Source organism: Sphaerisporangium viridialbum (assembly GCF_049674955.1).
Classification (GTDB): Bacteria; Actinomycetota; Actinomycetes; order Streptosporangiales; family Streptosporangiaceae; genus Sphaerisporangium; species Sphaerisporangium viridialbum.
Window position 1 is genome coordinate 6543554 of sequence record NZ_CP187232.1, and the last position, 25184, is coordinate 6568737.

A 25184-nucleotide genomic window follows, 5' to 3' on the forward strand; every position below is an offset into this window, starting at 1 on the left:
CTAGGCACTCGTGGTATCACGATCAGTCAGGTGATCGAACCCCCACTCGGGATGCGCGACATGCAGTAGCCGATCAGTGGCGTCCTCATGTAAGTCCTCATCCACGACCTGCGTCCAGCGGCAATCGCGGCAGGCCACCACGTACTCGGCACCGACGACCCTGCCCAAATCCAGGAAAGCGCGATGCGCTTCTTCCACCATGCCGTCACGTTACGCCGCCATGATGCGTCCGGCACTCCGCTCTGAAGTGCTCGGCGTCGCCCTGAAGAGCGTGCATGCCAGGGCGCAGCCCTTCGAAGACGATCGCCAGGGTGCGGCGGGGTCCCAGCCAGCGTGCAGCGCCGCCTGGCAGGTGGCGGTAAGCAGGGCGATCACCTCGTCCAGGCGGATCTCCTGGCGGACAGTGCCGGCATGCTGGGCGCGAGCCGGCAGCGCCCCGATCGCTTCCTGGAAGGTCTGAACGGGGTTGGCGACCCGCATGTCGATCCCGACACCTGACAGTAAGTCGGCGACCGTCTTCTTCTCCACGGCCTCCTCGACCATCCGGGTGAAGAACGTGAACAGCGCCGTTTCGGGGTCCCCGTGGTCAGAGAGGACGTCCACCTTTTTGGTGAGCCGTCGCATGAGGCTGCAGAACAGGTCGTTTTGGTGGGAAAGTGCCGCAAGACCGTGCTAATCACAACGCCCGCCTGAGCGGCGACCTCCTCGGTCGAGGCGGAAGCGCCCTGCTCGGCAGGCCGCGTCGCTTTGTCGGGCGCGAGCATTCCTCGCCTTCGCCCGCGCCGGCCGGGCCGCCCTGCCGGTACGCCTGGAGGCGGGGAAGGTCGTGGTCCACGAGACCACCGACCGCGACGTGATCATCACCGAATACGAGCTGTCCGGAACCGATCCGGCCACCGGGCAGCGCGCCTCAGCTCCCTTCATCGGCGTACTCAAGGTCCGCACGGCCAGATCACACACTGGCGCGCGTACCAGGACATGCTGGCAATGGCTGCAGCGACCAGCCAGTTGCCCGATCTGCTGGCCGGTTTGCAATCCGCAGCCGCCGCGGAACCGGTGTGAACCGAGATTGCACGTTAGATGCCTTTCCCGAAGCCCCCCGACGACGCCCTCGAGGCAGACCGGCTCGCCTTCGCCAGATGCGTGAGGTCCGGCACACCATCATCCGCCTGATCCTCCGCCTACCTGCGCGAGAACGCCGCGGTGTCCTGGCGGGGTCACGACCTGGACTTCACCAGCGTGGTCTTCGACAGCGGCGATGCTCCGGCCCGCGCAATGATCCGGAACGCCTGCCCCGCCTTGCCGGAACCAGTGTGCTTCATCCACTCGATCACGCTTCAGCTCATAGTCACCCATTTAGTCACCCAGAAACGAGGAAGGGTGTCACGTGACCTCGTGACACCCTTGCCGACCAGGCACTACCTGGTCGGGACGACAGGATTTGAACCTGCGACCCCTTGACCCCCAGTCAAGTGCGCTACCAAGCTGCGCTACGTCCCGTTGCTCACCTAGGCGAGCGAGAACAACCTTAGCGCAGATCGAGGGGTCGTGCGTACGCCTCCCCCGGCCGTGGTGGCTGGTTCGCCGTACGAGAGTGCCGACCGGGCCGGGGAATGGGTGCCTCAGGGGTACGCCATGCGATCTCACGGGACTACGCCATGGGATGACGGATGATCAGGCGGCCGGGAACATAGGGCTGTGTCACTGGTGGGGCGATCGAGAGTGGGATGGGCTCATGGGGCGGAAGGCTCATATCGACCGGGAAGAGCTGCGGCGGCTCGTCACCGCGGGACGGTCCAACGCGGAGCTGGCCGAGCACTTCGGGGTGACCGAGTCGGGGGTCCTGCAGGCCAAACGGAACGCGGGCCTGGCCAAGCCGATGCTCGACCACGGCAAGGCCATCCCGTGGAAGCTGAACCGCGTCCACAACCAGACCGGGCCCGCGACCAACCTCCGGAACCTCTCCGCGATCGCCCAGGGCGGTGACGTGCCGCAGACAAAGATCAACACGGCTCTGCGCTGGGCGCAGCGGCTGGTCGACGGTGACCTGGACATCGCCTACGGCCAGGACGAGGGCTTCTACGAGGTGCCCGCGGCCGGCGACTCCCACATCCGGTCCGTCCTGGACGAGGCGCTGGAGAGGCTCTCCCAGCGACGAGATGTCCCTGGGGAAGGAGCGGAAGGGGACGAGGGGTAGCAGCGTACCGTCCGGGGTCGTGACGGACGAGGTGTCGGACCCTTTCGGCAGGGCCGTGAGCGAGCACAGCGTGGACTCGCCCTCGGGGGGTGCCGGGTGGACGGCGGGGTGGTGGGTTCGGGGGTGCCGGGCGGGTGGCCGTGGCGGGTTCGGCGGGTGGTGGGGTGGCGGGTTCGGGGGGTGGTGGGTTCGGAGGAGTGCCGGGCGGGTGGCCATGGTGGGTGGCCGTGGTGGGTTCGGGGGGTTGTTGCTTGACCAAACGCATGCGTTGACTCTGTTTTGCGGTCTCCATCTCGGGCAGTCGGGGGGTTACAAAGGCACACATAACCGGAGGCAGACATGACCATCACCTGGGTGGCCGTCGTTGTAGCCGCGGTGGTGGCGATCTTGGCCGTCGGCTACCTCGTGACGCAGCAACAGCGCAGGCGCCGGCTCCAAGAGCGCTTCGGCCCCGAGTACGAGCGGACGCTGAGCGAACGCGACAACCGCCGCGAGGCGGAGCAGGAACTGCTCGAAAGGGAGCAGCGTCACGCGAAGCTGAACATCAGGCCGCTTGCCCCCGAGACCCGATCGACCTATTCGAAGAAGTGGACCGAGGTGCAGGAGCGGTTCGTCGACGCTCCCGGCTTCGCCGTCACCGAGGCGGACCACCTAGTGACCGCCGTCATGGCCGACCGCGGCTACCCCACCGAGGGATTCGAGCAGCAGGTGTCCGACCTGTCGGTGGCCCACGGCTCGACCCTCGGCCACTACCGCGAGGCCCACGAGATCAGCAGCCGCGCGGCCAGGCAGGAGGCGTCGACCGAGGAGCTGCGGCAGGCCATGGTGCACTACCGCGCCCTGTTCGAGGAGCTTCTGGAGGACACCGTCGCCTCGAATCACGCCGAGCGGGAGACCGTGGACCCCGGCCACAACGGGATCGTGGACCGCGACGGCCGCGAGGCTCTGGACTCCGGCCACACCGCGACTGTGGACCCTGACCGCCGTGCGGCTCTGGACCCGGACCAGCGGGCGGCGGTCGCCCCCGACCGGGGAACTCCGGACGCCGGCCACACGGGAGCCGTGGACGACCGTGAGGTCGTGGCCTCCGATCGCAGGGCGGCCGTGAGTCCCGATCAGCGGGGCTCCGTGGACGACGGGCGACTGGCCGAGGACCGTACCGCTCACCGCAACACCCAGGGAGGCTGACCAGCGATGGAATCCTATCGCCGAGACACCACGGACGAACCGCTCCGCGACCCGGAGACCGGCCAGGTTCTGGACCCGGCCGGCACGGCGGACGACCGTACGGCCCCGAACGACCTCGACGATCCGAACGACCTCGACGACCGGAATGACCTCCGTGACCGGAATGGCCTCACCGGACCGAACGACCTCCCCGATCGGAACGATCTTCCGGGGCTCGGCGAGGATGAGAGCGACGCCTCGCGGGTGAAGCAGGACGAGCAGGCCGATCTGATCGTGTATCCGGATGAGGCCGACCACCCGACCCGGTCCGACGAAGACGACAGCCTGACGGCCGGCGTACCCGACCTGGAGCCGGAGCCCGTCCTCCCGGCGAGCGAAGGCGTCAACGACAACGACGTGCACGGCACGGCGGGCGCGGGTACTGGATCCATCGACTTCCAGCAGCGCTGGCGCGAGGTCCAGGCCGGCTTCGTCGACGACCCCAGGGACGCCGTCGAGCGGGCCGACCAGCTCGTCGAGGAGGCCGTCACGGCCCTCACCTCGCGCAGGCAGGGGCTCGTCGACCGCTGGAAGAACAGCGACCAGGGTGACACCGAGCAGCTCCGGCTGGCACTGCGCGACTACCGGTCCCTGCTCGAAGAGCTCGTCGGACCGTCCTACTCCACCGCCGGGCACGGAAGCTCCCCGGCTTCACGAGAAGCGAGGTAACCGATGCTTGCCATCGCCGCGGCGATCGTCTTCGGTATCGCCTTCCTCTTCAGCCTCATCGGCACCAGCATCGGCATCTCCACCACGGCGCTGATCGCGCTCGGGCTGTGCCTGCTGGCCCTTCACCAGGCCGGCATCGGCACCTCGACCGTCGGCGGCACCTGGCGCGGGCGTGCCCGTCGCTGACCCAGAGAGCAAGCCGCCGGCCCACAGACAACCGGTCGCCGGCCCACAGAGAGCAAGCAGAGATGGGGTGTCCAGGATGAACCAGAAGGTACGGGACGTCATGACGCACCGGCCGATCTGCCTGCCCGCCGACGCGTCGGTCTCCAAGGCCGCTCGCCTCATGCGGGACCAGGCCATCGGGGACGTGCTCGTGACCAAGGACGACCGGCTGTGCGGGGTCGTCACCGATCGCGACATCGTCGTACGCGCCGTCGCCGAGGCCCGGGACGCCGAATCGACCCCCCTGGGCGCGCTGTGCAGCTCCGAGCTGGTCACCGTACGGCCCGACCAGAACGCCGACGAGGTCATCCGGCTGATGCGCGAGAAGGCCGTCCGGCGGGTCCCGGTCGTGGACCACGGCCGTCCCGTCGGCATCGTCTCCCTCGGGGACATGGCGCTGGAGCGTGAGCCCTCGTCGCCGCTCTCCGAGATCAGCGGCGCTCCCCCGAACGGCTGAGCCGGCGACGCGCCGGAGCCGCCCCACGGGGCGGTGAGGGCGCGACGCACCGAGAACGCCGTGCCGACCCAACCGGGCCTCGGGTCGCACGGTCTGAGAGGAAGGGCGCCGTCCCACTGGGGCGGCGCCCTTTCGCCTGCCCGCCCGAACCGCCGCATCCCGAAGCATGCCGGACGCACCCGCCGCATCCCGAAGCACGCCGGACCTGAAGAGCTAGCCGCCGAACCTGCCCGCTCCCGAGTGGGCCGGAGCGCGTTCGCGGGGCGCCCAGAAGCCGGAGCGGGCGGCGAGCTCGAACTCCTGGCGGGGGTCCTGCATGGCGCCCAGCGAGATGATCTCGCGCTTGAAGAAGAACCCGAGCGTCCAGTCCACCAGGATGCGGGTCTTCTTGTTGAACGTCGGGATCTTCGACAGGTGGTACGCCCGGTGCAGCAGCCAGGCGGGGAACCCGCGGACCTGGTGTCCGTAGACGTTCGCGACGCCCCGGTAGAGCCCGAGGCTCGCGACCGAGCCGACGCTCTTGTGCACGTACGGCTTGCGCCTCTCGCCGCGCAGGGTGGCGATGAGGTTGTCGGCCAGCCGCCCGGCCTGCCGTACGGCGTGCTGGGCGTTGGGCGCGGTGGTCTCCCCCGGCCTGGTCAGGTCGGGAACCGCGGCGCAGTCACCGGCCGCGAAGGCGAAGGTGGTGCCCTCGACGACGAGGCACGGGTCGACCTTGACCCGATCATGGGAGTCGAGCGGCAGGTCGCCGGATCTGACCAGCGGGTTCGGCTTGACGCCGGCCGTCCACACCAGGGTGTCGGCGTCGAACTCGTCGCCGTCGCTCAGCACGATGTGGTGGTTCTCCGCCGATCTGAGCAGGGTCTCGGTCCGCACCTCGATGCCGCGCCCGCGGAGCTGCTCGGCGGTCCACCGCCCCATCTCCGGGCCGACCTCCGGGAGGATCTTGTCGGTGGCCTCGACGAGCATCCACCGCATGTCCCACGGCTTGATCGCGGGGAAGTAGCGGCACGCCTCGGCGGCCATGTCCTCCAGCTCGGCGAGGGCCTCCACGCCCGCGAAGCCGGCACCCACGAAGACGAACGCCAGTGCCCGCCGCCGTACCCGGTCGTCGGTGGTCGAGGCCACCAGGTCGAGCTGGGCGAGCACGTGGTTGCGCAGGTGGATGGCCTCTTCCAGGGTCTTGAAGCCGATGCCGCACTCGGCGAGGCCGGGGATCGGGAGCGTCCGGGAGACCGAACCGGGCGCGAACACGAGATAGTCGTACTCGAGCCGGCGCCCCGGCCCCCCGTAGGGCTCGAAGTCGGCCGTGCGCGAGGCGAGGTCGACCCTGGTCACCCTGCCGCTGAGGATCTCGCATCTCGGCAGGACGCGGCGCAGGAAGACGACGACGTGCCTCGGCTCCACGCTCCCGGCCGCCGCCTCCGGCAGGAAGGGCTGGTAGGTCATGTAGGAGTCCAGGTCGACCACGGTCACGCGGGCCTCGTCGCGGCGGAGCCTCCTCTGCAGGCGGAGGGCCGTGAACATCCCGACGTAGCCGCCTCCCACGACGAGCACGCGAGGGATTCGCTGTCTCATACCCCGGGACGTACCCCACCGGAGACCGACATACAGAGGTTTGTCAGAGCTTGAAGCGCATCACGACACTTGTCCCGTTTGCGCCGGTTCTCAGGATGAGCTTCTTCGCCAGCCGCCTGGCCACCCACAGGCCCATCCCGCTGGTCGAGTAGTCGTGCGGAGCGACCATGCCCGGCGGCTCGCCGGGGATCCAGTGGCCGTCGTCGTGGATGTCGATCAGGAGGTCGCCGCCCTCGCGCCACACGCGCACCCGCGCCTTGGCGGCTCCGTGCGTCACGGCGTTCGTGGCGACCTCGTTGACGGCGACCAGGTAGTCGCCCACGTCCCCCTCGACCATGCCCGCCCTGCGGGCTTGGAGGGCGGCGAAGTCTCGAACGTCCGGGAGGTCTCCCACGCAGAACGTCATTTCCCTGACCGCCGCGCCGGACGGGAGCGGCGAAGGGCCGCTCCCGTCCGTGAGGAAGCGGGGAGGAGGGACTTCGTCCTCGTTCACCCGATAACCGCCTCCAAGAGCGATCAGCTTAGGAAAGGTCGCCCTGCACCCTGGGGCCGCCGATTTACACCGATGAAGATACCCCGGGTTGCCGGTCCGTGAGGGAAGTGCCCCCTCCGCGTAACTTCTGTTCGGCGGTTGAGTGCCCAGGGAGGGGCGGATTAATCAGCAAGCGGCGACGAGCTGCGACCGGAGCTGGTCGAGAACCTTGCGCAGGATGCGGGACACGTGCATCTGGGAGATGCCGAACTCGGTGGCGATCTCGGCCTGGGTCATGTTGCCGTAGTAGCGCAGGAGCAGGATGTTGCGCTCCCGCTCAGGCAGCTGGTCGATCAGGGGCTTGATGGCCTCGCGGTCCACGAGCGTGGCCAGCTCGTCGTCCTCGTCCGGGATGAGGTCCCCGAGCGCGGCGGCGTCGTCGTCGGCGCCCATCGGGGCGTCCAGCGACAGGGTGCTGTACGCGGCGGAGGCGTCCATCGTGAGGAGCATGTCCTCCTCGGAGATGCCCATCCGCTTGGCCAGCTCGGCGACGGTGGGGAACCTGCCGAGCTCCTGCGTGAAGTCGGCGACGAGCCGGTTGAGCTCGGAGCGCCGCTCCTGGTAAAGACGCGGGACCCGGACGGCCCAGGTCCTGTCCCGGAAGTGCCGCTTCACTTCGCCGGTCATGGTCACCATGGCATAGCCTCTGAAGCTGTGCCCAAGCTCGGCGTCGAACCCGTTGATCGCCTTCATCAGGCCCACGTACGCGGCCTGGAGCAGGTCTTCCATGGGCTCGCCCCGGTGGAGGTACCGGCGGGAGATCTCCCTCGCCATGGGGAGGTGCATCTCTACGATCATCTCGCGCAGCCGCGCTCGCCTTGCCTCGGTGGTGCCCGGCTCCACGAGCTCGCGCAGGAGGTCTTCGGCGGTGACGTCGGTCTGGGGGAAAGTGCGGTCCTCGGCAGCCATTGCTGCTCCCTCGTATGCCTTGCAAGCGAGGCGCAACCGGCAATGCCCATGCAGAGCCGACATCGCCTCGCGTACTACTGTCGAGACGAGGCCCTCTGCTGGACCTCGGCTCCAGTATTCCCTAAAAATCAAGAGTATTGCTACCCCCCGGGCAACAGTAATGTTGCGAATGACCCCCCGATGGGGTTGGCGCCATGCGCCAGGGAAGCGGCGAGGAGGCGCGTGGTGACCGTTCCAGATAGGGCAGATTCGGCCCTGACCCTTACTTCGGCGGTCGCCGAGGGGGTGCCCGTCGTGAAGGTGACCGGCATCCTCGACGCGACCACCCGTGACCAGTTCACCGACCGGCTCGCCGAGATCGCCGACGACTACGGCCCCGACCTGGTGCTCGACCTGGCCGGCGTCACGTTCATGGACTCCCGCGCGCTCGGGCTGATCGTGCACCACTGGCAGCGCACGATGGCGGCGCAGGGCCACTTCGCCCTGGTCGGAGTGCAGTACTCCAACTCCAAGGTGATGTGGGTGACCGGCCTCGCGCAGCGCCTGCCCCTGTACGACACCCTTGACGAGGCGCTGGAGGCCTTCAAGGCCTGATCCACCCCGGCGAGTGGCGCTGGAGTCCCGCGAATCATGAGGAGCGACGGCCCCGGGTCAGGACGGCGCGGCCCCGCCGTGCTTGCTCTGGTGCTCGGTCACCAGCAGGCGGGCGAGGTCGGCGACCTTGACCTGGTGGTGCTGCGACAGGCGGCGCAGCTCGTCGAAGGCCGCCTCCGCCGAGCAGCCGCTGGCGTGCATGATGATGCCCTTGGCCTGGTCGATCACCGCGCGTCCCGCGAGCGCCTCCTGGAGCTGCGCGGCGTCGGTGAGCACGTCGTCGTAGTCCGAGATGTTGGCGAGGGCCACGGTGAGCTGCTCGGTCAGCAGGGTGGCGAGCGACTCCGCCGAGCCGCCCGCGAACGCGCCCGGCCGCACGGCGTACAGGCCGAGGACGAGCGTCGCGCCGTCGACGGCGATCGGCAGCACGAGGATCGAGCGCACTCCGTGCTTGACGGCCGTCGCGGCGTACCGGGGCCAGCGGGTGTCGAGCAGCACGTCGGTGACCACGACGTTCCTGCCGGTGGCGAGCGCCTCCGCGGACGGGCCCTCGCCGAGCGCCTGCTCCCGGTCGACCAGCGCGATCAGGTCGCTGTGGGACGCTGAGAGCATGAGCCGCTCCTCGCGTCGCAGCTCGACCGTGCCGCCCGCGCAACCGGGCACGCCCACCGCCACGGCGCCGGTGATCCCCCGGAGCACGCTCTCCATGGAGGTGCCCTCGTGTACGCGGCCGAGGGCCGCGAGGTCACGCGCGAGGGTGGGGCTGAACATCCTCATGGTCTCCATACAAGGCTCCCGCTTCCCTTGAATGCCAGGTTAATTCCAACCGCGAGGTGCTCATCGATGGGGAGCGCCTTCTTGACGTACGGTCTAGCAGGGGAACCCACGCTCCCCTCGGCCATACGAAGGACCACAATTGACCGACCCTACTGATGTTCCCGCACTCGAACAGGCGCTGAGCGGCCTCACGGCCCGCATATCCTCCCTCCGCGACGCGCGCTCGGCCTACCCGGGCGACCCGGGTCCGACCTTGGACGCCGCGCTCGTGGAGCTGGAGACCGCCCGCGACCTCCTGCGGGCCTCGATCGGCGAGCTCGGCAAGTCGCGTCGCAGGCCGGGCGGCAAGGAGAGCAGTTCCAACCGCGAGCTCAAGCTGCTGCGGACGATCTACCGCACGATGCCGGTGCCGGTGATCGTGCTCGACAACGCGGGCACGGTGCGCCGCGTGAACGCCGAGGCCTCCCGCCTGCTCGGCAGCCCGGACGGCTACCTGACCGGCCGGGCCTTCCCGCTGCTGGTGGACGTCTCGCGCCGGGCGGCCTTCCGCTCCCACCTGACCTCCGTGCTCCACACCGGGGAGACCGCGGCCTTCCCGACGCGGCTGGCCCACCAGGGCCGCGCCCACAACGTACGGCTCGTCCTGACGCAGCTCCGCATGCCCGGGGAGCCCCAGGAGATGATCGCCGCGGTGGCGCTTCCCGTCGAGGTGCGGATGCCGGAGCCGGGCCAGGAGGCCGAGCAGGAGCCGGCGCCCGAAGAGTCGATCGTCATGGGCACGGCCCGGCGCCAGGAGCTGATGTCGCAGCTCACCCGGCTGCTCCTGGACGAGGAGAGCCTGAGCGAGCCGGTCGCGCTCATCAGGGCGGGCCGGCTGCTCGCCTCCCACGCCGCCGACTGGGTGTTCGCCGACGTCGTGCGCAACGGCGCGGCGCAGCGGTCTCTGGTCATCGGGCCCACCAACCAGCCGGTGGCCCGCCTCGTGCAGACCTTGGAGCGCATGGACCCCTCGGCGGCCCCGCTCGTCGCCCATGTGCTCGCGAGCGAGGGCGGTGTGGTGCAGGAGATGGTCGAGGACGACTCGCTGCTCGGCGTGCTGCCCGACGGCACCCCGGTCCTGCACACGACGCGGGCCGGGTCGGTGCTGAGCGTCCCCATCCGGGCCGATGGGGAGACCCACGGCGTCGTCACGCTGCTGCGGCTGCGCGAGCGGCCCCCGTTCGGCCTCGCCGACCTCGCGCTGATGGAGGACGCCGGCGCCCACATCGGGCTGGCGCTGCGCGCCCAGCGCCTCTTCCAGGGCAGGTCCCAGGCGGCGGAGACCCTCCAGACCGGGGTGCTCCCCCGCAACCTGCCGGACGTCCCCGGCTACGACACGGCGGCGGCATACCACACGGGCGCCGGGCCGAGGGCGATCGGCGGGGAGTTCTACGACGTCTTCCGCGTCAAGGACGGCTGGGGCTTCGCCGTCGGCGGCGTGGTCGGCCAGGGAGACGAGGCGGCGTCGGTCACCGCGATGGTGCGCGGCGGCCTGCGCACGCTCAGCGTGTGGGAGGACGACCCGGGAGCGGTGGTGGCGAAGCTCAACGACGCCCTGGTGATGCAGGACACCGGCATGTTCGTCATGGTCGCCGCTGGGTTCGTCACCCCGGGCAGGCGCGGGGGCCGCGTCCGGCTGGCTTCGGCGGGCAACCACCCTCCCGCGGTGCTGAAGGGCGACGGCGGGGTGCGCTTCACCTTGGGAGGCGGCATGCCGCTCGGCATCGAGACCGGCGCGGAGATCCCCGTGGAGGAGATCAGCGTCGCCCTCGGCGAGACCCTGGTGCTGTATTCCGACGGGCTCGCCGGTTCGCGCGGCAGGTCCGGCCAGGCCGAGCTCGCGTACGGCGAGGGGCGCCTCACCGAGGTGCTCACGCGCTGCACGGGGCAGTCGGCGGGCGCGGTCGTCAAGGCCGTGGAGGAGGACCACCAGGCCTTCTGCGGCGGTCAGGTGCTCGACGAGACCACCATCCTCGCCCTGCGCCGCACCCGCTGAGGGGGGCCCTGCCCCGCGCCCGTCCAGGAAGCGGGTTTATGTTCGACATGGCACGTACGGCCGGCCCGAACCGGGGAAGAGACCAGATGGACCTGGAGTTCGACGGTGCGATCCTGCGCATCCGCCGTACCGTCGATCCCGCCGGTCTGCGGGTCGAGGGAGAGGTGGACGCGACCACCGTCGGCGAGCTGCGCAAGGCGCTGACCGTGGCGATCCGGTCGGGGGGCGGCGACGTCCGCGTGGACCTGGGCGGCGTCACCTTCATCGACCTGGCGGGGCTCCGCGTGCTCGCCGAGGCGGCCTCGTGCCTCCCCTGCGGCCGGGTGCTCGTGCTGAGCCCGCTCGCGGGCCACGTCGGGCACCTCATCCGGCTCATCGGCTGGGACGGCCTGCCGGGTCTGCGGCTCCCCGGGGAGGAGGCTTGATGACCGTGCGTGCTGTCCGGTTTGTGAGTGCTCGCCGGAAAGTTCGCAGGTCAGCGGCCGAAGATGTACCGGAGCACGACCTTTCTTGAGATTTTTTTACCTTGAGGGGTTTCCCTGGTTCCGGACATCGGTACACTGAGTCACAGATTCAGTGCCTAAGACGCAGGCACAACTCAGTACGTCTGTGGGTCGACGCGACCCGACTCTCCTGAGGTGTGCCATGAACATCGCCATCGTCTCCGTGCACGATCTTCCCGCCGACATCCCGGCCATCGCCCGTGAGCTGAGCGGTGCCCACCGCGTGACCGTCTACACCCGCCGCAACGCCGCCGACCGCAAGCCGCGGGTGAAGGTGGCGACCGGCGTGACCATCGAGTACCTCACGGCGGGCCCGGCGGAGCCGCTCCCGGAGAACGCGCTCATGCCGCACATCTCCGATTTCAGCGCGCAGCTCATGCGGCGGTGGAGCAAGGACCGCCCGGACGTCGTCCACGCCCACTCCTGGACGGGCGGGCTCGCCGCCATCGCCGGTTCCGAGGGCCTCGACGTACCGATCACCCAGACCTTCCACCAGCTCGGATCGTCCCGCATCCGGCCCGGCGCCGACCGCGGCCAGGCGGCACGGGTACGGCTGGAGCGCGCGATCGGCCGCCGGGCCAACGCGGTCATCGCCTCCTGCGACGACGAGGCCGCCGAGCTGATCCGGATGGGCGTGCCGCGCAAGAACATCGCGGTCGTCCCGCACGGCGTCGACATCGAGCGCTTCCGCCGCCAGGGCCCCGCCCTCACCCGGAGCGACCGCCCCCGCCTCGTGCACGTCGGCCACATCACCCCCGGCGGCGGCGCGTACACCGCGATCAGGGCGCTCGACGGCGTCCCCGGCGCCGAGCTGCTGATCGCCGGCGGCCCCGTGGCCGGCGCCCCCGACACCGAGCACGACCTGGAGCGCCTGCGCCTGCTGGCCAAGGAAGTGGGCGTCGAGGACCGCGTCACCCTGCTCGGCCATGTTCCCCACAACGGGGTCGCCAAGCTGATGCGCAGCGCCGACGTGGTGCTCTCGCTGCCGATCGCGGTTCCCAACGGCAAGGTGGCCCTTGAGGCCATGGCCTGCGGTGTCCCCGTCATCGCCTCCGCCGCCGGCGCCCACCTCGACTCGGTGGTCGACGGTGTGACCGGCATGCTGATGCGCCCCGACAACCACGCCGTACTGGCCCGCCGCACCCGCCGGCTCCTCGGCGACCTCACCCGCCGCACCGCCCTCGGCTTCGCCGGCGCCGACCGCGCAGGCTCGCGCTACTCGATGGAGCGCATCAGCCGCGAGCTGGTCCGCGTCTACGACAACGTGACCGGCCGCCACCAGGTCGAGGTGGAGGTCGAGGAGGCCGAGGCCGCCTGAGCGGTCATCGGCTCCCCCGCGCGATCCGAGCCCGTGCCGCCCTCCGGTGGCACGGGCTCACGCGTGCGCGGCACGCCCAGCTCACTCGGCGAAGCGGGCCATCCGCCGGATCTTGTTCATGGCGTCCAGAGCCGCGACCTTGTACGACTCGGCGAGGGTCGGGTAGTTGAACACCGCGTCCACCAGGTAGTCCACCGTGCCGCCGCAGCCCATGACCGCCTGGCCGATGTGCAGCAGCTCGGTGGCCCCTGTGCCGAAGACGTGCACCCCGAGCAGGGCCCGGTCGTCCGGCGACACCAGCAGCTTGAGCATGCCGTACGTGTCGCCGATGATCTGCCCGCGCGCGAGTTCCCGGTAGCGGGAGATGCCCACTTCGAAGGGGATGAGGGACTTGGTGAGCTCGTCCTCGGTCTTCCCGATGAAGCTGATCTCGGGAATGGTGTAGATGCCGATCGGCTGCAGGTGCGACATCGCCCTCAGCGGCTCGCCGCAGGCGTGGTGGGCGGCGATGCGGCCCTGCTCCATGGATGTGGCGGCCAGCGAAGGGAAGCCGATGACGTCGCCCACCGCGTAGACATGCGGCACGGTCGTGCGGTAGTGCTCGTCGACCGAGATGCGGCCCCGGTCGTCCGCGCCCAGGCCCGCGGCTTCGAGGTCGAGCCCGTCGGTGACGCCGTGGCGGCCCGCCGAGTACATCACGGTCTCGGCGGGGATCTTCTTGCCGCTCTCCAGCACCGTGACGCAGCCGCGCGCCCTGCGCTCGACGGCGGCGACCGTCTCGCCGAACCTGAAGGTGACCGCGAGGTCCCGCAGGTGGTACTTCAGCGCCTCGACCACCTCCAGGTCGCAGAAGTCGAGCATGCGCTCGCGCCGCTCGACCACGGTGACCTTGGTGCCGAGGGCGGCGAACATGGAGGCGTACTCGATGCCGATCACCCCGGCGCCGACCACCACCATCGAGTCCGGCACCCGCTCCAGCCGGATCATGCCGTCGGAGTCGATCACCGTGCGGTCGTCGAACTCGACGCTCTCGGGGCGGGCCGGCCGGGTGCCGGTGGCGATGATGATCTTGTCGGCGGTGACCTTGCTTCCCTTGCCGTACTCGTCGACCACCTCGATGGTGTGCGGGTCGAGGAACCTGCCGGAGCCGACGAGCGTGGTGACGTGGTTGCGCGAGAGCTGACTGCGGATCACGTCCACTTCACGCCCCACCACGTGGGAGGTGCGCATGGTGAGGTCGGCGACCGTGACGTCTTCCTTGAGCCGGTAACTCTGGCCGTACATCTCGCGCTGGTTGAGGCCGGTGAGGTAGAGCACCGCCTCGCGCATGGTCTTGGACGGGATCGTGCCGGTGTTGATGCACACCCCGCCGATCATGTTGCGACGCTCGACGATCGCGACGCGGCGCTCCAGCTTGGCCGCGGCGATGGCCGCTTTCTGCCCGCCGGGCCCGGAACCTAGAACAAGAACCTCGAAATCCGACACAACGCTAAGTGTGGGGCTAACCACCGGATCCGTGAAGCTGTGCGAGCCCGCCGGGAACGCCAAATGGCTATAACACTGTGATCAGGGGAAGATGCTTGCTTTCATGGGCGCATGTCGATTCGTAGCGCATACATGATCGTAGCGGCGACGACGTTGAGCCTCTGTCCCAGCCCGGGCGGCGACGGCCCGTACGGCGGCCACTCCCAGGGCCGGACGCGCCCGCCGGCCGCGCACGGCACGGCCTCTCCCCCGGGCGCGGCGCAGAGCCACCCTCCGCACGCCGGCCCGGTCGCGAGCCGCCCGCCCTACGGGAGCCGCCCCTCCGGAGCGGGCCCCGGTGAGGGCGACGCCCCCGGCTATCCCCCGCCCCCGGTCTACGACCACCGGTACGGGCGGCCCGGTTCCCCGCCCGCCTCGGGCGACGGCCCGTACGGGGGGCCGGACACTCCTCCGCCGCCGGGCGGCCTCTCGTCCAGGCCCCCCAGCGCCCCTCCCCCGGCCGCCGACCGCACCCCGGGGCAGCCCGGCGCCACCCCCTCCGCCGGCGAGCGGGTGCAGGCGCGGCCGGACGCCAGGTGGGGCGGCCCGGTGTTCGTGGAGAACTTCGACGGCACGCAGATCGACAGGAACAAGTGGGAGGTGTACGACTCCCCCGACGCCCAGGTGAACCCCCGCACGGCCCGCGCGACGGCGGTCCACGACGGCATGCTCCAGATGACCGGCGGCTTCTACGGCGGCAAGGACCTCTCGGGCGGCGTCGCGAGCCACCTGTCCCAGACCTACGGCCGGTGGGAGGTGCGCTTCCGCGGCGAGGCCGGCGCCGGCTACTCCCTGGTCACGTTGCTGTGGCCGAGCAGCCAGGGCGGCGAGTACTCCGAGATCGACTTCGCCGAGGTGATCGACCCGACCCGGCGCACCGGCGGCATCTACATCCACAGGGGCGAGGCCGAGCAGGCGCAGAGCCAGATGCGCGCCGACTTCACCCAGTGGCACACGGTGGCCGTCGACTGGCTGCCGGGACGCCTGACCTTCTGGCTCGACGGGAAGCAGACCTGGGACTACACCGGGCCGCGCGTTCCCGAGGGGCGGCCGATGCACCTGACGCTGCAGAACGACGTGGTCTGCAACCAGTGGTCGCCGTGCCGCGACTCCTCGACGCCGAAGACGGTGTCGATGTTCGTCGACTGGGTCAAGATCTACCGCGCTCCGTGACGCGAGGGGCTGCCAGGGCCCCTGAGGAGCTCGGCCGCCTTGAGGCCGAGGTGGAGCAGGAGACGGCTCTCGCCGTCGGCGAGGTCGAGCCCGGTGACGCGCTCGGCCTTCGCCAGCCGGTAGTAGAGGGTCTGGCGGTGCACGCCGAGCCGCGCGGCGGTCTCGCGCGCCTGCCCGCCCCGGTCGAGGTAGGTCTCCACCGTGCGCGCGAGCTCGCCGTCCAGCGCTCCGGCCTCGGCCGCGAGGTCCGCCAGCTCGGCCCCCGACAGCCGCACCAGCACGCGGTGGACGCCGAGGTCGGCCCAGGCGGCGACGGGGGCGAACCTCGGCACCCGCTGGGCGGCGCGCAGGGCGAGCGTCGCCTCCCGCCAGCTCCGCCACGCCTCCGCCTGGTCGTCGCGGGCGCCCCCGACGCCGGCGGCCGTGCCGTACATCCCCCGCACCCTGGCCGCGACGGCCCGGGCCTGCGCGGCGGGGGCGAGGACGGCGGTGAGGGGGTCGCCCGCGTCGGCGAGCACCCCGCGCGGCAGCGTCCACAGCGGCGCCACCCGTCCCGACGCGGCCTGTACTGCTATCGCCGCGACGGGGCCGGTGATGTCCAGGCCCGCGGAGGCGCGGACCTCCGGGTCGGGTGAAAGCAGGTCGCGCAGGCGGGCGCCGAGGTCCTGGCGGCTGCGGGCCTCCTGGGCGAGGACGGCGGCGGCCCGGCCGACCAGGGGCGACACGCTCGCCAGGCGCAGGTCGCTCAGCATGCCGGAGTCGAGCAGCCACAGATACCCGTAGGTCACCTCACGGTGGCGCAGCGGGACGCAGACCCTGGCGAGCACGCCGAGCCCCTCGTCGGCGGGGATGCGCACCGGGCCGGCCGCCGAGGCGATGCCGAAGCCCTCGAAGTAGGCGCGCACCTCGTCCGACGCGCGGCGGCGCAGGATCGACTCGCTCCTCACCGTGTCGATGTCGCCGCTCTGGGCCGCGTACGCGAGCAACTGGAAGGTGCGGTCCTCCAGCGTCGCCGAGGCGTCCAGGATGCGAGCGATGTCGTCCACGATTTCCTGCAGGTCCACCTGCCCATTGTCATACATCTGTATGAAGGGGGTAGTCGTGGCCCGTGGCGGATGTCCATGGAAGGCTTTGAGCTGCGGATTTATGGTGGTGAACATGCTCGGTTCCGTACTTCTCGCGGTATCGCGAAGCCCGCTCGCGCGCCGCGCCGTCTCAGGCTTCCCGGTGACCCGGCACGTGGTCGACCGGTTCGTCGCCGGCGAGGACGCCGGGGACGCGCTGTCCGCCGTCCAGCGCCTCACCGACGCCCGCCTGTCGGTCACCCTCGACCACCTCGGCGAGGAGACCAGGGACGCCAAGGCCGCCGCGGAGACCGTCAAGGCCTACGTCACGGTGCTCGACGCGCTGCGCCCGCTCGGGCTGGGTGGCCGCGCCGAGGTCTCGGTCAAGCTGTCGGCCGTCGGCCAGGTGCTCGGCCACGGCATGGCGCTCGATCACGCCAGGGAGATCTGCGCCGCCGCGCGCGACGCCGGCACGACCGTGACCCTCGACATGGAGGACCACACCACGGTCGACTCCACGCTGTCGATCCTTCGCGCGCTGCGCGAGGACTTCCCCGCGACCGGCGTCGCCGTCCAGGCCTACCTGTTCCGCAGCGAGGCCGACCTGCGCGAGCTGGCGTACGAGGGGTCCCGGGTCCGCCTGGTCAAGGGCGCGTACGCCGAGCCGGCCTCCGTGGCCCACCAGAGCAAGGGGGAGGTGGACAAGGCGTACGTGCGGTGCCTGCGTATCCTCATGGAGGGGAAGGGCTACCCCATGGTGGCCACGCACGACGACCGGCTCATCTCCATCACCGAGCTGCTGGCCGACCGCGTGGGACGTGAACGCGACACCTTCGAGTACCAGATGCTCTACGGCATCAGGACCGACAAGCAGGAGGCGCTCGCCCGCGCCGGGTCCTCGGTCCGCGTCTACGTCCCCTACGGCGACGACTGGTACGGGTACTTCATGCGCCGCCTCGCCGAGCGTCCCGCCAACGTCGCCTTCTTCCTGCGTTCACTCCGCTCCAAGTGAGGTCTTCCATGGATGCCGTCAGCAACGTCCCCGTCCCGGCCAACGAGCCGATCTACGGCTACGCCCCCGGCAGCGCCGAGCGTTCCGCGCTGGAGAGCCGCGTCAAGGAGCTCTCCGGCTCCGCGATCGACCTGACGATGACCATCGACGGCGAGCAGCGCATGGGCGCGGGCGCCACGATCGAGGTCGTGCAGCCGCACAACCACGCCCACGTGCTCGGCCGTACGGCGGACGCCTCGGCCGCCGACGTGCGCGCCGCCATCGACGCGGCTCTGAAGGCCGCCCCGGCCTGGCGGGCGCTGTCGTTCGACGAGCGCGCCGCGATCTTCCTCAAGGCGGCGGACCTGCTCGCCGGGCCGCGCCGCGCCACGCTGAACGCGGCCACGATCCTCGGCCAGTCGAAGTCGGCGCAGCAGGCGGAGATCGACGCCGCGTGCGAGCTGATCGACTTCCTGCGCTTCAACGTGTCGTTCGCCCGCCAGCTCCTCACCGAGCAGCCGATCTCGTCGCCGGGCGTGTGGAACCGCATGGAGTACCGGCCGCTGGAAGGCTTCGTGCTCGCGATCACGCCGTTCAACTTCACCGCCATCGCCGGAAATTTGCCGACTTCCGTGGCGTTGATGGGAAATGTCGTCGTCTGGAAGCCTTCGCCGACGCAGCAGTTCGCGGCCCACTTCACGATGCGGCTGCTGGAGGAGGCCGGGCTCCCTCCGGGCGTCATCAACCTGGTGACCGGCAACGGCGCGGCCGTCTCGGAGGTCGCGCTGACCGACCCGCACCTGGCCGGCATCCACTTCACCGGCTCCACCGCGACCTTCCAGCACCTGTGGGGAACGGTCGGCGCCAACATCGCCTCCTACCGGGGCTACCCGCGCCTGGTCGGTGAGACCGGCGGCAAGGACTTCGTGCTCGCCCACCCCTCCGCCGACCCCGGCGTGCTGTCCACGGCGCTGATCCGCGGCGCGTTCGAGTACCAGGGCCAGAAGTGCTCGGCGGCCTCGCGGGCGTACATCCCGCGCTCGATCTGGTCGGCGATCCGCGACGACCTCGTGGCCACCGCCGAGTCGCTGACGGTGGGCGACGTGGCCACCGACCTGTCGACGTTCATGGGCGCCGTCATCGACTCCCGGTCCTTCGCCAAGAACAAGGCCGCCATCGACCGGGCGCGCGCCACCGGCTCGATCGACGTGCTCACCGGCTCGTACGACGACTCGACCGGCTACTTCGTCAGGCCGACCATCCTCGAAGGCTCCGACCCCGAGGACGAGATCTTCGTCAAGGAGTACTTCGGCCCGATCCTGGCCGTCCACGTGTACGACGACAGCCGCTTCGACACCGTGCTCGACCAGATGGAGAGCGTGTCGCCGTACGCGCTGACCGGGTCGATCATCGCGCAGGACCGGTACGCCATCGCCTCGGCCACCGAGCGCCTGCGCTTCGCGGCCGGCAACTTCTACATCAACGACAAGCCCACCGGCGCGGTCGTCGGCCAGCAGCCCTTCGGCGGCGCCCGCGCCTCCGGCACCGACGACAAGGCCGGGTCGATCTTCAACCTGATCCGCTGGGTCAACGCCCGCGCCATCAAGGAGACCTTCAACCCGCCCCTCGACCACCGCTACCCCCACATGGGCTGACATCCACAGCCCGCGCGCACCCTTCACAACGGCAGCGGCGACAGCCCGCGGGACGGCAACGCCCGGGCGGCCTGACACAGGCCACCCGGGGTTCCGCTCGCCGGGCGTTTCACGCGCCGACGTCCGCAGTGGGAAGGACCATGGTCAGAGACGGCGACGCCTTCTATCTCGACGGCGCGCTGGAGATCCTTAGCGGACCGCCCACGGCATGGCCGTCCTTGCCGCTCCAGGCGCCGCATTCGCGCCACTGAGGATGGGACCGACGCCCGGCGATCTACACCAATGGCGGCGGGTAGCGGTGGATCTCCGCACGGTGCCCCGCCGAGCCGGCGAACTTGGCGTCATCGGTGAGGAGCGGCACCCCCAGCGACTCGGCGAGCGCCACGTACATGCCGTCATAAGCGGTGAGGTTGTTCCGAAGCTCCAGCACTCGCGGCTGCAGAGGAAGCATCGAGTGCCGGACGATCTTCAGCTGCGCGTAGCGCTCCAGCATGACCCGGGCACGGGCCTCAGAGATCCGCACCTCCGGCTTACTGGTGATCACGTGCCCACGCACCACCGAAGCGATCTCGACGTCGATCAAGGCCGGGGCGTGCAGCTTGCGGGCCAACCGCTGGCGGAGAAGATCGTCGCCTTTCACGTTGGCCAGCAGGCGGAAGACGATCGAGGCGTCCACGACCAGGCTCACCGGTGACCCTCTCGCATCGTCTCGCGGACGAAGTCAGGGTCATAAGGCACCGGCTCATCAGAAGCGATCTTGGCCATCACCTCGTCCAGAGTGGGGGTGGCGGCCTCCTCGTTCAGAAGATCGCGCACGTAGGCCGTCAGTGACTTACCTTCGCGCTCGGCCCGTGCCTTGAGTGTCAGCTCGGTCGCATCGGGGACATCACGAATCTGGATGGTTCCCATGCCACCACTTTAGCATGCAGAGTGCATGCATGCCCCGAGTGGGCCATGACGGCGCCCCTGGCGCGGGAGCCAGCCGGGACCCTGGTGCAGGATCCCGCCGCCGCGCGTGACGGGGCGCCAGGAGGCGGCGGCCGAGGGGTGAGGCGGGCTCAGGCGGCGATGTCGCGTACGGCGATGACCTTGCCGATGCGGATGCGGACCACGACCTCCCCCGGGACGCCGTTGCGCCTGCCGAACTCCTCGGCGCGGTCCTCGCCCATGTAGCGCCCGCCGAGCACGGTGGCCCACTTGGTCAGCTCGCCGAGGTCGTCGGACATCGCCGCCGTGCCCTCGATCATGACGAAGGCGTACGGCGGCCGGTCCTCGTCCACGCACACGGCGGCCCTCGGGTCGCGGCGCAGGCTCTTGGCCTTCTGGCCGGTGCCGCTGGTAGTGAACACCAGGTCGTCGCCGTCCAGGACGAACCACACGGGCGTCACGTGCGGGCGGCCGTCGGCCCGGGTGACCCCGATCTTCGCGGTGCGCGTCCCTTCGAGCACGAACTCGCGCCACTCTCTGTCACTCATTCGCTGCATAAGGTCACGTTACGGCACGGCCCGCGGTGGCCCGTGGTCAGCCCCGGCGGCGCGCCCGCTGCTCGGCGGCGTCCAGGGCGGCGGCCTCCTCGGGGGTCGGAGCGGTGCCGCCCAGGTGGGCGGGCTGCCACCACACGCCCTGCGGGATCTCGGGATAGCTCCGCTGCGCCCGGTCGAGCTGCTCGGACATCCGGGTGCGCAGGCCGTCCGCGAGCTCCGCGATGTCCTGCCCCGGCTTGGGGAACAACGGTTCCCCGACGTCGACCGTGATGGGCACGTGCCGCCGGGTGAGGGCCTTCGGGCAGCCCTTGGTCCACATGCGCTGCGTCCCCCAGACCGTGACCGGGATCAGCGGGACCTCCGCCTGGGACGCCATGCGCACGGCGCCGTTCTTGATGTCCTTGATCGTGAAGGACCGGCTGATCGTCGCCTCGGCGAACACGCCGACCACCTCGCCCGCGCGCAGGGCGGCCACGGCGCTGCCGTACGCGCCCGCACCCGCCGACCGGTCGACCGGGATGTGGCGCATGCCGCGCATCAGCGGCCCGGAGATCCGGTTGGAGAAGACCTCCTTCTTGGCCATGAAACGCACGAGCCGGCGGGAGGGGTGGGCGCCGTATCCGACGAAGATGAAGTCCAGGTAGCTCACGTGGTTGCTGACCAGCACGGCGCCACCGCTCCTCGGCACCCGCTCGGCGCCGTTCACCTCGATCTTGAGGTCGAGCGCCTTGAACAGCCCTCGCGCTGTCCCGATCACCAGGGGGTACAGGATGTCGGCCATGCCTGCACCGTAACCTACGCACGAGTAACTTGGCGTCTCCGTGACTCCCCGGATGCGAGCGGAAGGGGGCCGGCCGAGGTCAGTGGCCGCGGAACGCCTCCTCCAGCCACCAGGATCCGTGCGCGGACGTGACCTTGGCCTGGATCAGGAGCGGCCGGTCGCGCGGACCGTCCAGCCAGCCGGACACCGCCGCGAGGTCGCCGGGCTCGCGCACGGTCACGGCGGCGCAGCCGAACCCCCGGGCGATCGCCGCGATGTCGGCCGGCGGGAACCTCACCTGGTCCAGCGGGTAGCCGTCCGGGCCGAAGTGGTGCACCTCGGCGCCGTACGCCTCGTCGTCGTACACCACGATCACCATGGGCAGGCCGAGGCGTACGACGGTCTCCAGTTCGGCGATGCCCATGAGCGCGCCACCGTCCCCGAGGGCCGCGACGGGCAGCCGGTCGGGCCGGGCTAGGGCGGCGCCGATGGCGGTGGCGAGGCCGAGGCCCACGGACTGGAAGCCCTGGGTGAAGCAGAAGCCGTACTCGTCGGGCACCGACAGGAACATCGACGGGTAACCCATGAAGTTCCCCGAGTCGACGCTGACGACGCGCTCCTCGGGTAGCAGGTCGTCCAGGGCGATCGACAGCGTGCGGGGGTCGATGCGGCCGTCACCGGACTCGTCGGCGTACGGCACGTCCCGCCAGGCGACCTCGCGAGCGATCCTCTCGGCGATGGCGGGCGTGCGACGGCCGTACCCCTCCGCAGCCGGCTCCTGAGACTCCGCCGCAGCCGGCTTCTGAGGTTCCGCCGCGGCCGGTGAGCCGCGTTCGGCGAGCAGGGCCGTCACCGCCCGCGCGGTGGCCGCCACGTCGCCGAGCACGCCCAGCCCGATGGGGCGGTGGGCGCCGAGGGCGTCCAGGTCGAGGTCGACCTGGACGACGGTGGTGGCGGGCCCGATCAGCGCGCCGTGCCGCATCGTCCACATGTTGAGCGCGCAGCCCCATCCGACGATGACGTCGGCCTCGCGGATCAGCTCGGCGGCCAGCGGGGAGGCGAACCCGCCGCTGACGTCGAGACTCCATGGAGAGCCCTTGAACAGGCCCCGGGCGACGGCCGAGGTGGCGAGCAGCGCACCCGTACGGGCGGCCAGCTCCTCAAGCTCGCTCCGCGCGTGCCGGGCCCCGCGCCCGGCGACGAAGACGGGACGCCGCGCCCCGGCCAGCACCTTCGCCAGCTCCGCCGCCGCCTCGGGTGAGGGACTCGGGGCACTCTGACCGGCGGCGGGGAGCGGCTCAAGGCCGCCCTCGACCGGCCGTCCCTGCACGCCGAGGGGGAGGTTCAGCAGGACGGCCCGGCGGTCGTGCGCCGCCAGCCGGAAGGCCCGCACGGTGTCGGCGACGGCGGTGGCGGGCGACTCCACGCGTACGGGCACCGCGCCCACCGCCTCGGCCAGCGCGCTCTGGTCGATGTGGAAGTTCGACCGGGGCTCCAGCGCCTCGCCGGCGAGGACGAGCAGCGGCGTGCGGCTCTTGGCGGCCTCGGTGATGCCGGTCATCGCGTTGGTCAGACCGGGACCCTGGTGCACGCTGAGGACGCCGACCGCGCCGCTCATACGGGCGTACACGTCGGCCATGGTGGCCGCGCCGCCTTCATGACGGGCGGCGACGAACCGGACGCCGTGCTCCACGAGGGCGTTGGTGACGTGGAAGTTGCCGCTGCCGACCACGCCGAAGGCGGTGTCCACCCCCAGCTCCGCCAGCACCCCGCCGACGGCCCTTGCGACGATCATCGCTCGACGAGCGCCAGCACTCGCACCGGGCTGCCTGAGCCGCCCACGATGGGCAGCGGCGGAGCGATGACCACCGAGCCTGTGACGGGCAGCCGATCGAGGTTGCGGAGCTGCGTCAGGCCGTACTTGCCGGCGCCGAGCAGGAACGAGTGGCAGGGGAAGGCCGGGTCGAAGGAGTGCGCGGCCCCGGCGTCGGTGCCGACCGTCTCCACACCGAGCCCGCCGATCGGGGCCTCCTCGGCGAGCCACCTGGCGCACTCGACCGAGATGCCCGGAGTGTGGGGCCCGGTCTCGTCGGCGTTGAGGAAGCTCGCCTGGTCGCCCGACCGCGAATCCCACCCGGTGCGGTAGAGCAGCCAACCGCCGTCGGGCAGCGGGCCGTTGGCCTTCTCCCACTCCTTGACGTGCTCGATCTCCAGCAGGAAGTCGGGGTCCGCGGCCGCGCGGGCGGCGAAGTCGAGCACCACCGCCGGGGCGATCAGGCGCGCGAGCGGCACCTGGGAGACGTCCTCGCCGTCACGTCCGGTCACCCAGTGGACCGGCGCGTCGAAGTGGGTGCCGGTGTGCTCGCCGGTGGTGATGTCATTCCAGTACCAGGCGGGGCCCCGGTCGTCGTACCGGCTGATCTCGGTGAGCCGGAACGGCACGGTGTTCCCGAAGGGCTCGGGAAGCATGAGGATGGGCGTCTCCGAACTCAGCGGGGCCGTGAGGTCGACCACCTCGATCGCACCACTCCGGATGCTCTCGACGAGACTGCTCAACATTCGTCAGACATCTTTCTGTAGGAGCCATCATCCCCGGGAGACCTCCCGGTGACTTCCCTTCGCTCCTCGGCCTGCGCGAAGCGCGCGCCGACGACGAGCACCACTGAATCCTAGGAGCCCGGCGACGACCTGGCCATGGGTCACCGGTGGCCACGTGAGCGGCGGCCCGGTGGGAGCCAGGGCCCACTGGATCGCCGACCCACCGTGAAAGCCTCACCGCTCGAAGGACCGCCCTTATCCGCCATAACGGAACAGGCATATCCCTTGCGGGCACTCCACCGAAAGGATTAGTGTTCGGTACGCGGCTGGAACGCGGCCCGGCCGCAGAGTGGCGAGGGCCAGGCCGCACGGCCGGACCGTCCCGCGTGTCCCAGGCGCCCGGCCGTGCGGTCCCCGCATCACGAACGAGCGGACCACCTTCGCGCGCTCGCGCCCCGCAGGCAGGTTGACGTCCTGACCTGGGGTTATGGCTCAGACTTGCATGTCCCGTGTGGCGGTGGCAGGAAGCGGTCACGGCGGTGCAGCTTGCTGCCGCCGGTTCGTCTGGTTTGTGGGTTGCGATTCCCGCAGAGTTGGTTGTGCGAGAACAAATACACAGCCCACACGAAAGAGACAGAGAAATGACGAACTCCACCGCCTCCGCCCGCACCGCCGGAACCACCTGGGACTCCTACTCCCGCACCGCCGGCACCACCTGGGACAGCTACTCCCGCACTCCCGGCACCACCTGGGACTGAGAAAGTCACAGTTCTATCATTACGACCGAAAAGATTTCCGCTCGACAGTACGTCAGAAAGTTTCTGGACAGGCTCTGCTCAACCGGGGCCAAGACCACCGTGATTACGAACCGGTGGCATCGGTGAGCATCGAAGCCTCAGGCCTCCAAATGGCGCAGGTGTGACGCCGGGACATTCTCGTCCCAGACCCACCGGCCAGATCTCCCTTCGAGGGCC

26 protein-coding genes and 1 tRNA gene are annotated in these 25184 nt (G+C 70.5%); 12 read left to right on the forward strand and 15 right to left on the reverse strand.

Annotated features, from left to right (window positions below; genetic code table 11):
* The 3 genes from ACOZ38_RS29640 to ACOZ38_RS29650 form a co-directional block, all read right to left on the reverse strand.
* Positions 1-201: a hypothetical protein gene (locus tag ACOZ38_RS29640; RefSeq protein WP_424534440.1), complete on the reverse strand. Its 201-nt coding sequence runs from the start codon at positions 199-201 to the stop codon at positions 1-3.
* A 9-nt stretch (positions 202-210) separates the two neighbouring features.
* Positions 211-624, reverse strand: coding sequence for a hypothetical protein (locus ACOZ38_RS29645; RefSeq protein WP_424534441.1), 414 nt, complete (start codon positions 622-624; stop codon positions 211-213).
* A gap of 799 nt (positions 625-1423) precedes the next feature.
* Positions 1424-1500 (reverse strand) — tRNA-Pro (locus tag ACOZ38_RS29650).
* Positions 1501-1735: 235 nt separating this feature from the next.
* Here ACOZ38_RS29650 and ACOZ38_RS29655 point away from each other — a divergent pair.
* The 5 genes from ACOZ38_RS29655 to ACOZ38_RS29675 all read left to right on the forward strand — a co-directional run bounded on the left by ACOZ38_RS29655 (position 1736) and on the right by ACOZ38_RS29675 (position 4775).
* On the forward strand, positions 1736-2197 hold the full coding sequence (locus ACOZ38_RS29655) for a hypothetical protein (protein ID WP_424534442.1): 462 nt from the start codon (positions 1736-1738) through the stop codon (positions 2195-2197).
* A 339-nt stretch (positions 2198-2536) separates the two neighbouring features.
* Positions 2537-3385 (forward strand): hypothetical protein, encoded by an 849-nt coding sequence (locus ACOZ38_RS29660; protein WP_424534443.1) that lies wholly within the window; start codon positions 2537-2539, stop codon positions 3383-3385.
* 6 nt (positions 3386-3391) lie between these two features.
* A complete protein-coding gene (locus tag ACOZ38_RS29665; protein ID WP_424534444.1) occupies positions 3392-4093 on the forward strand; it encodes a hypothetical protein in 702 nt (233 codons plus the stop codon).
* 3 nt (positions 4094-4096) lie between these two features.
* Positions 4097-4279: a hypothetical protein gene (locus tag ACOZ38_RS29670; protein ID WP_424534445.1), complete on the forward strand. Its 183-nt coding sequence runs from the start codon at positions 4097-4099 to the stop codon at positions 4277-4279.
* A 76-nt stretch (positions 4280-4355) separates the two neighbouring features.
* On the forward strand, positions 4356-4775 hold the full coding sequence (locus ACOZ38_RS29675) for a CBS domain-containing protein (protein ID WP_405151317.1): 420 nt from the start codon (positions 4356-4358) through the stop codon (positions 4773-4775).
* Positions 4776-4988: 213 nt separating this feature from the next.
* Here the strand turns inward: ACOZ38_RS29675 and ACOZ38_RS29680 are convergent, their stop codons facing one another.
* The 3 genes from ACOZ38_RS29680 to ACOZ38_RS29690 form a co-directional block, all read right to left on the reverse strand.
* Entirely contained in the window at positions 4989-6353 is a 1365-nt protein-coding gene (locus ACOZ38_RS29680; protein ID WP_424534446.1) for an NAD(P)/FAD-dependent oxidoreductase, read from the reverse strand.
* Positions 6354-6396: 43 nt separating this feature from the next.
* Positions 6397-6846, reverse strand: a complete 450-nt coding sequence (locus tag ACOZ38_RS29685; protein WP_424534447.1) for an ATP-binding protein — start codon at positions 6844-6846, stop codon at positions 6397-6399.
* Between the two features lie 165 nt (positions 6847-7011).
* Positions 7012-7794 carry a SigB/SigF/SigG family RNA polymerase sigma factor gene (locus ACOZ38_RS29690; RefSeq protein WP_424534448.1) on the reverse strand — a complete coding sequence of 261 codons (783 nt, stop codon included), beginning with the start codon at positions 7792-7794 and terminating at the stop codon, positions 7012-7014.
* A 225-nt stretch (positions 7795-8019) separates the two neighbouring features.
* Between ACOZ38_RS29690 and ACOZ38_RS29695 the strand changes: the two genes are divergently transcribed.
* Positions 8020-8388: an STAS domain-containing protein gene (locus ACOZ38_RS29695; RefSeq protein WP_405151324.1), complete on the forward strand. Its 369-nt coding sequence runs from the start codon at positions 8020-8022 to the stop codon at positions 8386-8388.
* Positions 8389-8445: 57 nt separating this feature from the next.
* Here the strand turns inward: ACOZ38_RS29695 and ACOZ38_RS29700 are convergent, their stop codons facing one another.
* Positions 8446-9174: an ANTAR domain-containing protein gene (locus ACOZ38_RS29700; RefSeq protein ID WP_424534449.1), complete on the reverse strand. Its 729-nt coding sequence runs from the start codon at positions 9172-9174 to the stop codon at positions 8446-8448.
* Positions 9175-9304: 130 nt separating this feature from the next.
* Between ACOZ38_RS29700 and ACOZ38_RS29705 the strand changes: the two genes are divergently transcribed.
* From ACOZ38_RS29705 to ACOZ38_RS29715, 3 genes are all read left to right on the forward strand, one after another.
* On the forward strand, positions 9305-11200 hold the full coding sequence (locus tag ACOZ38_RS29705) for a SpoIIE family protein phosphatase (protein ID WP_424534450.1): 1896 nt from the start codon (positions 9305-9307) through the stop codon (positions 11198-11200).
* A 38-nt stretch (positions 11201-11238) separates the two neighbouring features.
* Complete coding sequence (locus tag ACOZ38_RS29710) at positions 11239-11625, forward strand: STAS domain-containing protein (RefSeq protein ID WP_424534451.1); 387 nt, start codon at positions 11239-11241, stop codon at positions 11623-11625.
* Positions 11626-11845: 220 nt separating this feature from the next.
* Positions 11846-13021, forward strand: coding sequence for a glycosyltransferase (locus ACOZ38_RS29715; protein ID WP_424534452.1), 1176 nt, complete (start codon positions 11846-11848; stop codon positions 13019-13021).
* An 81-nt stretch (positions 13022-13102) separates the two neighbouring features.
* Here ACOZ38_RS29715 and sthA read toward each other — a convergent pair whose 3' ends face one another.
* Positions 13103-14506, reverse strand: coding sequence for a Si-specific NAD(P)(+) transhydrogenase (gene sthA / locus ACOZ38_RS29720; RefSeq protein WP_424534453.1), 1404 nt, complete (start codon positions 14504-14506; stop codon positions 13103-13105).
* A 111-nt stretch (positions 14507-14617) separates the two neighbouring features.
* On the opposite strand from sthA, the gene ACOZ38_RS29725 reads away from it, so the two are divergent.
* Positions 14618-15718, forward strand: a complete 1101-nt coding sequence (locus ACOZ38_RS29725) for a family 16 glycosylhydrolase (protein WP_424534454.1) — start codon at positions 14618-14620, stop codon at positions 15716-15718.
* Here the strand turns inward: ACOZ38_RS29725 and ACOZ38_RS29730 are convergent.
* Entirely contained in the window at positions 15703-16782 is a 1080-nt protein-coding gene (locus tag ACOZ38_RS29730) for a PucR family transcriptional regulator (RefSeq protein ID WP_405151338.1), read from the reverse strand. The genes ACOZ38_RS29725 and ACOZ38_RS29730 overlap by 16 nt on opposite strands.
* Positions 16783-16876: 94 nt before the next feature.
* Between ACOZ38_RS29730 and ACOZ38_RS29735 the strand changes: the two genes are divergently transcribed.
* Together ACOZ38_RS29735 and pruA are read left to right on the forward strand one after the other, a co-directional pair.
* Positions 16877-17794: a proline dehydrogenase family protein gene (locus ACOZ38_RS29735; RefSeq protein WP_405151340.1), complete on the forward strand. Its 918-nt coding sequence runs from the start codon at positions 16877-16879 to the stop codon at positions 17792-17794.
* Between the two features lie 8 nt (positions 17795-17802).
* Positions 17803-19428: an L-glutamate gamma-semialdehyde dehydrogenase gene (pruA, locus tag ACOZ38_RS29740; RefSeq protein WP_424534455.1), complete on the forward strand. Its 1626-nt coding sequence runs from the start codon at positions 17803-17805 to the stop codon at positions 19426-19428.
* Positions 19429-19702: 274 nt separating this feature from the next.
* Here pruA and ACOZ38_RS29745 read toward each other — a convergent pair whose 3' ends face one another.
* The 6 genes from ACOZ38_RS29745 to ACOZ38_RS29770 form a co-directional block, all read right to left on the reverse strand.
* Positions 19703-20116, reverse strand: coding sequence for a type II toxin-antitoxin system VapC family toxin (locus ACOZ38_RS29745; RefSeq protein WP_424534456.1), 414 nt, complete (start codon positions 20114-20116; stop codon positions 19703-19705).
* Positions 20113-20337: a FitA-like ribbon-helix-helix domain-containing protein gene (locus ACOZ38_RS29750; protein WP_424534457.1), complete on the reverse strand. Its 225-nt coding sequence runs from the start codon at positions 20335-20337 to the stop codon at positions 20113-20115. Before ACOZ38_RS29750 ends, ACOZ38_RS29745 begins: the two co-directional genes overlap by 4 nt.
* A 149-nt stretch (positions 20338-20486) precedes the next feature.
* Complete coding sequence (locus ACOZ38_RS29755) at positions 20487-20903, reverse strand: PPOX class F420-dependent oxidoreductase (protein ID WP_424534458.1); 417 nt, start codon at positions 20901-20903, stop codon at positions 20487-20489.
* A gap of 46 nt (positions 20904-20949) precedes the next feature.
* On the reverse strand, positions 20950-21693 hold the full coding sequence (locus ACOZ38_RS29760; protein ID WP_424534459.1) for a lysophospholipid acyltransferase family protein: 744 nt from the start codon (positions 21691-21693) through the stop codon (positions 20950-20952).
* 79 nt (positions 21694-21772) lie between these two features.
* Complete coding sequence (locus ACOZ38_RS29765; protein WP_424534460.1) at positions 21773-23467, reverse strand: thiamine pyrophosphate-binding protein; 1695 nt, start codon at positions 23465-23467, stop codon at positions 21773-21775.
* Positions 23464-24231: a cyclase family protein gene (locus tag ACOZ38_RS29770; RefSeq protein ID WP_424534461.1), complete on the reverse strand. Its 768-nt coding sequence runs from the start codon at positions 24229-24231 to the stop codon at positions 23464-23466. The genes ACOZ38_RS29765 and ACOZ38_RS29770 overlap by 4 nt, the downstream gene beginning before the upstream one ends.
* Positions 24232-25184: the final 953 nt, after the last annotated feature.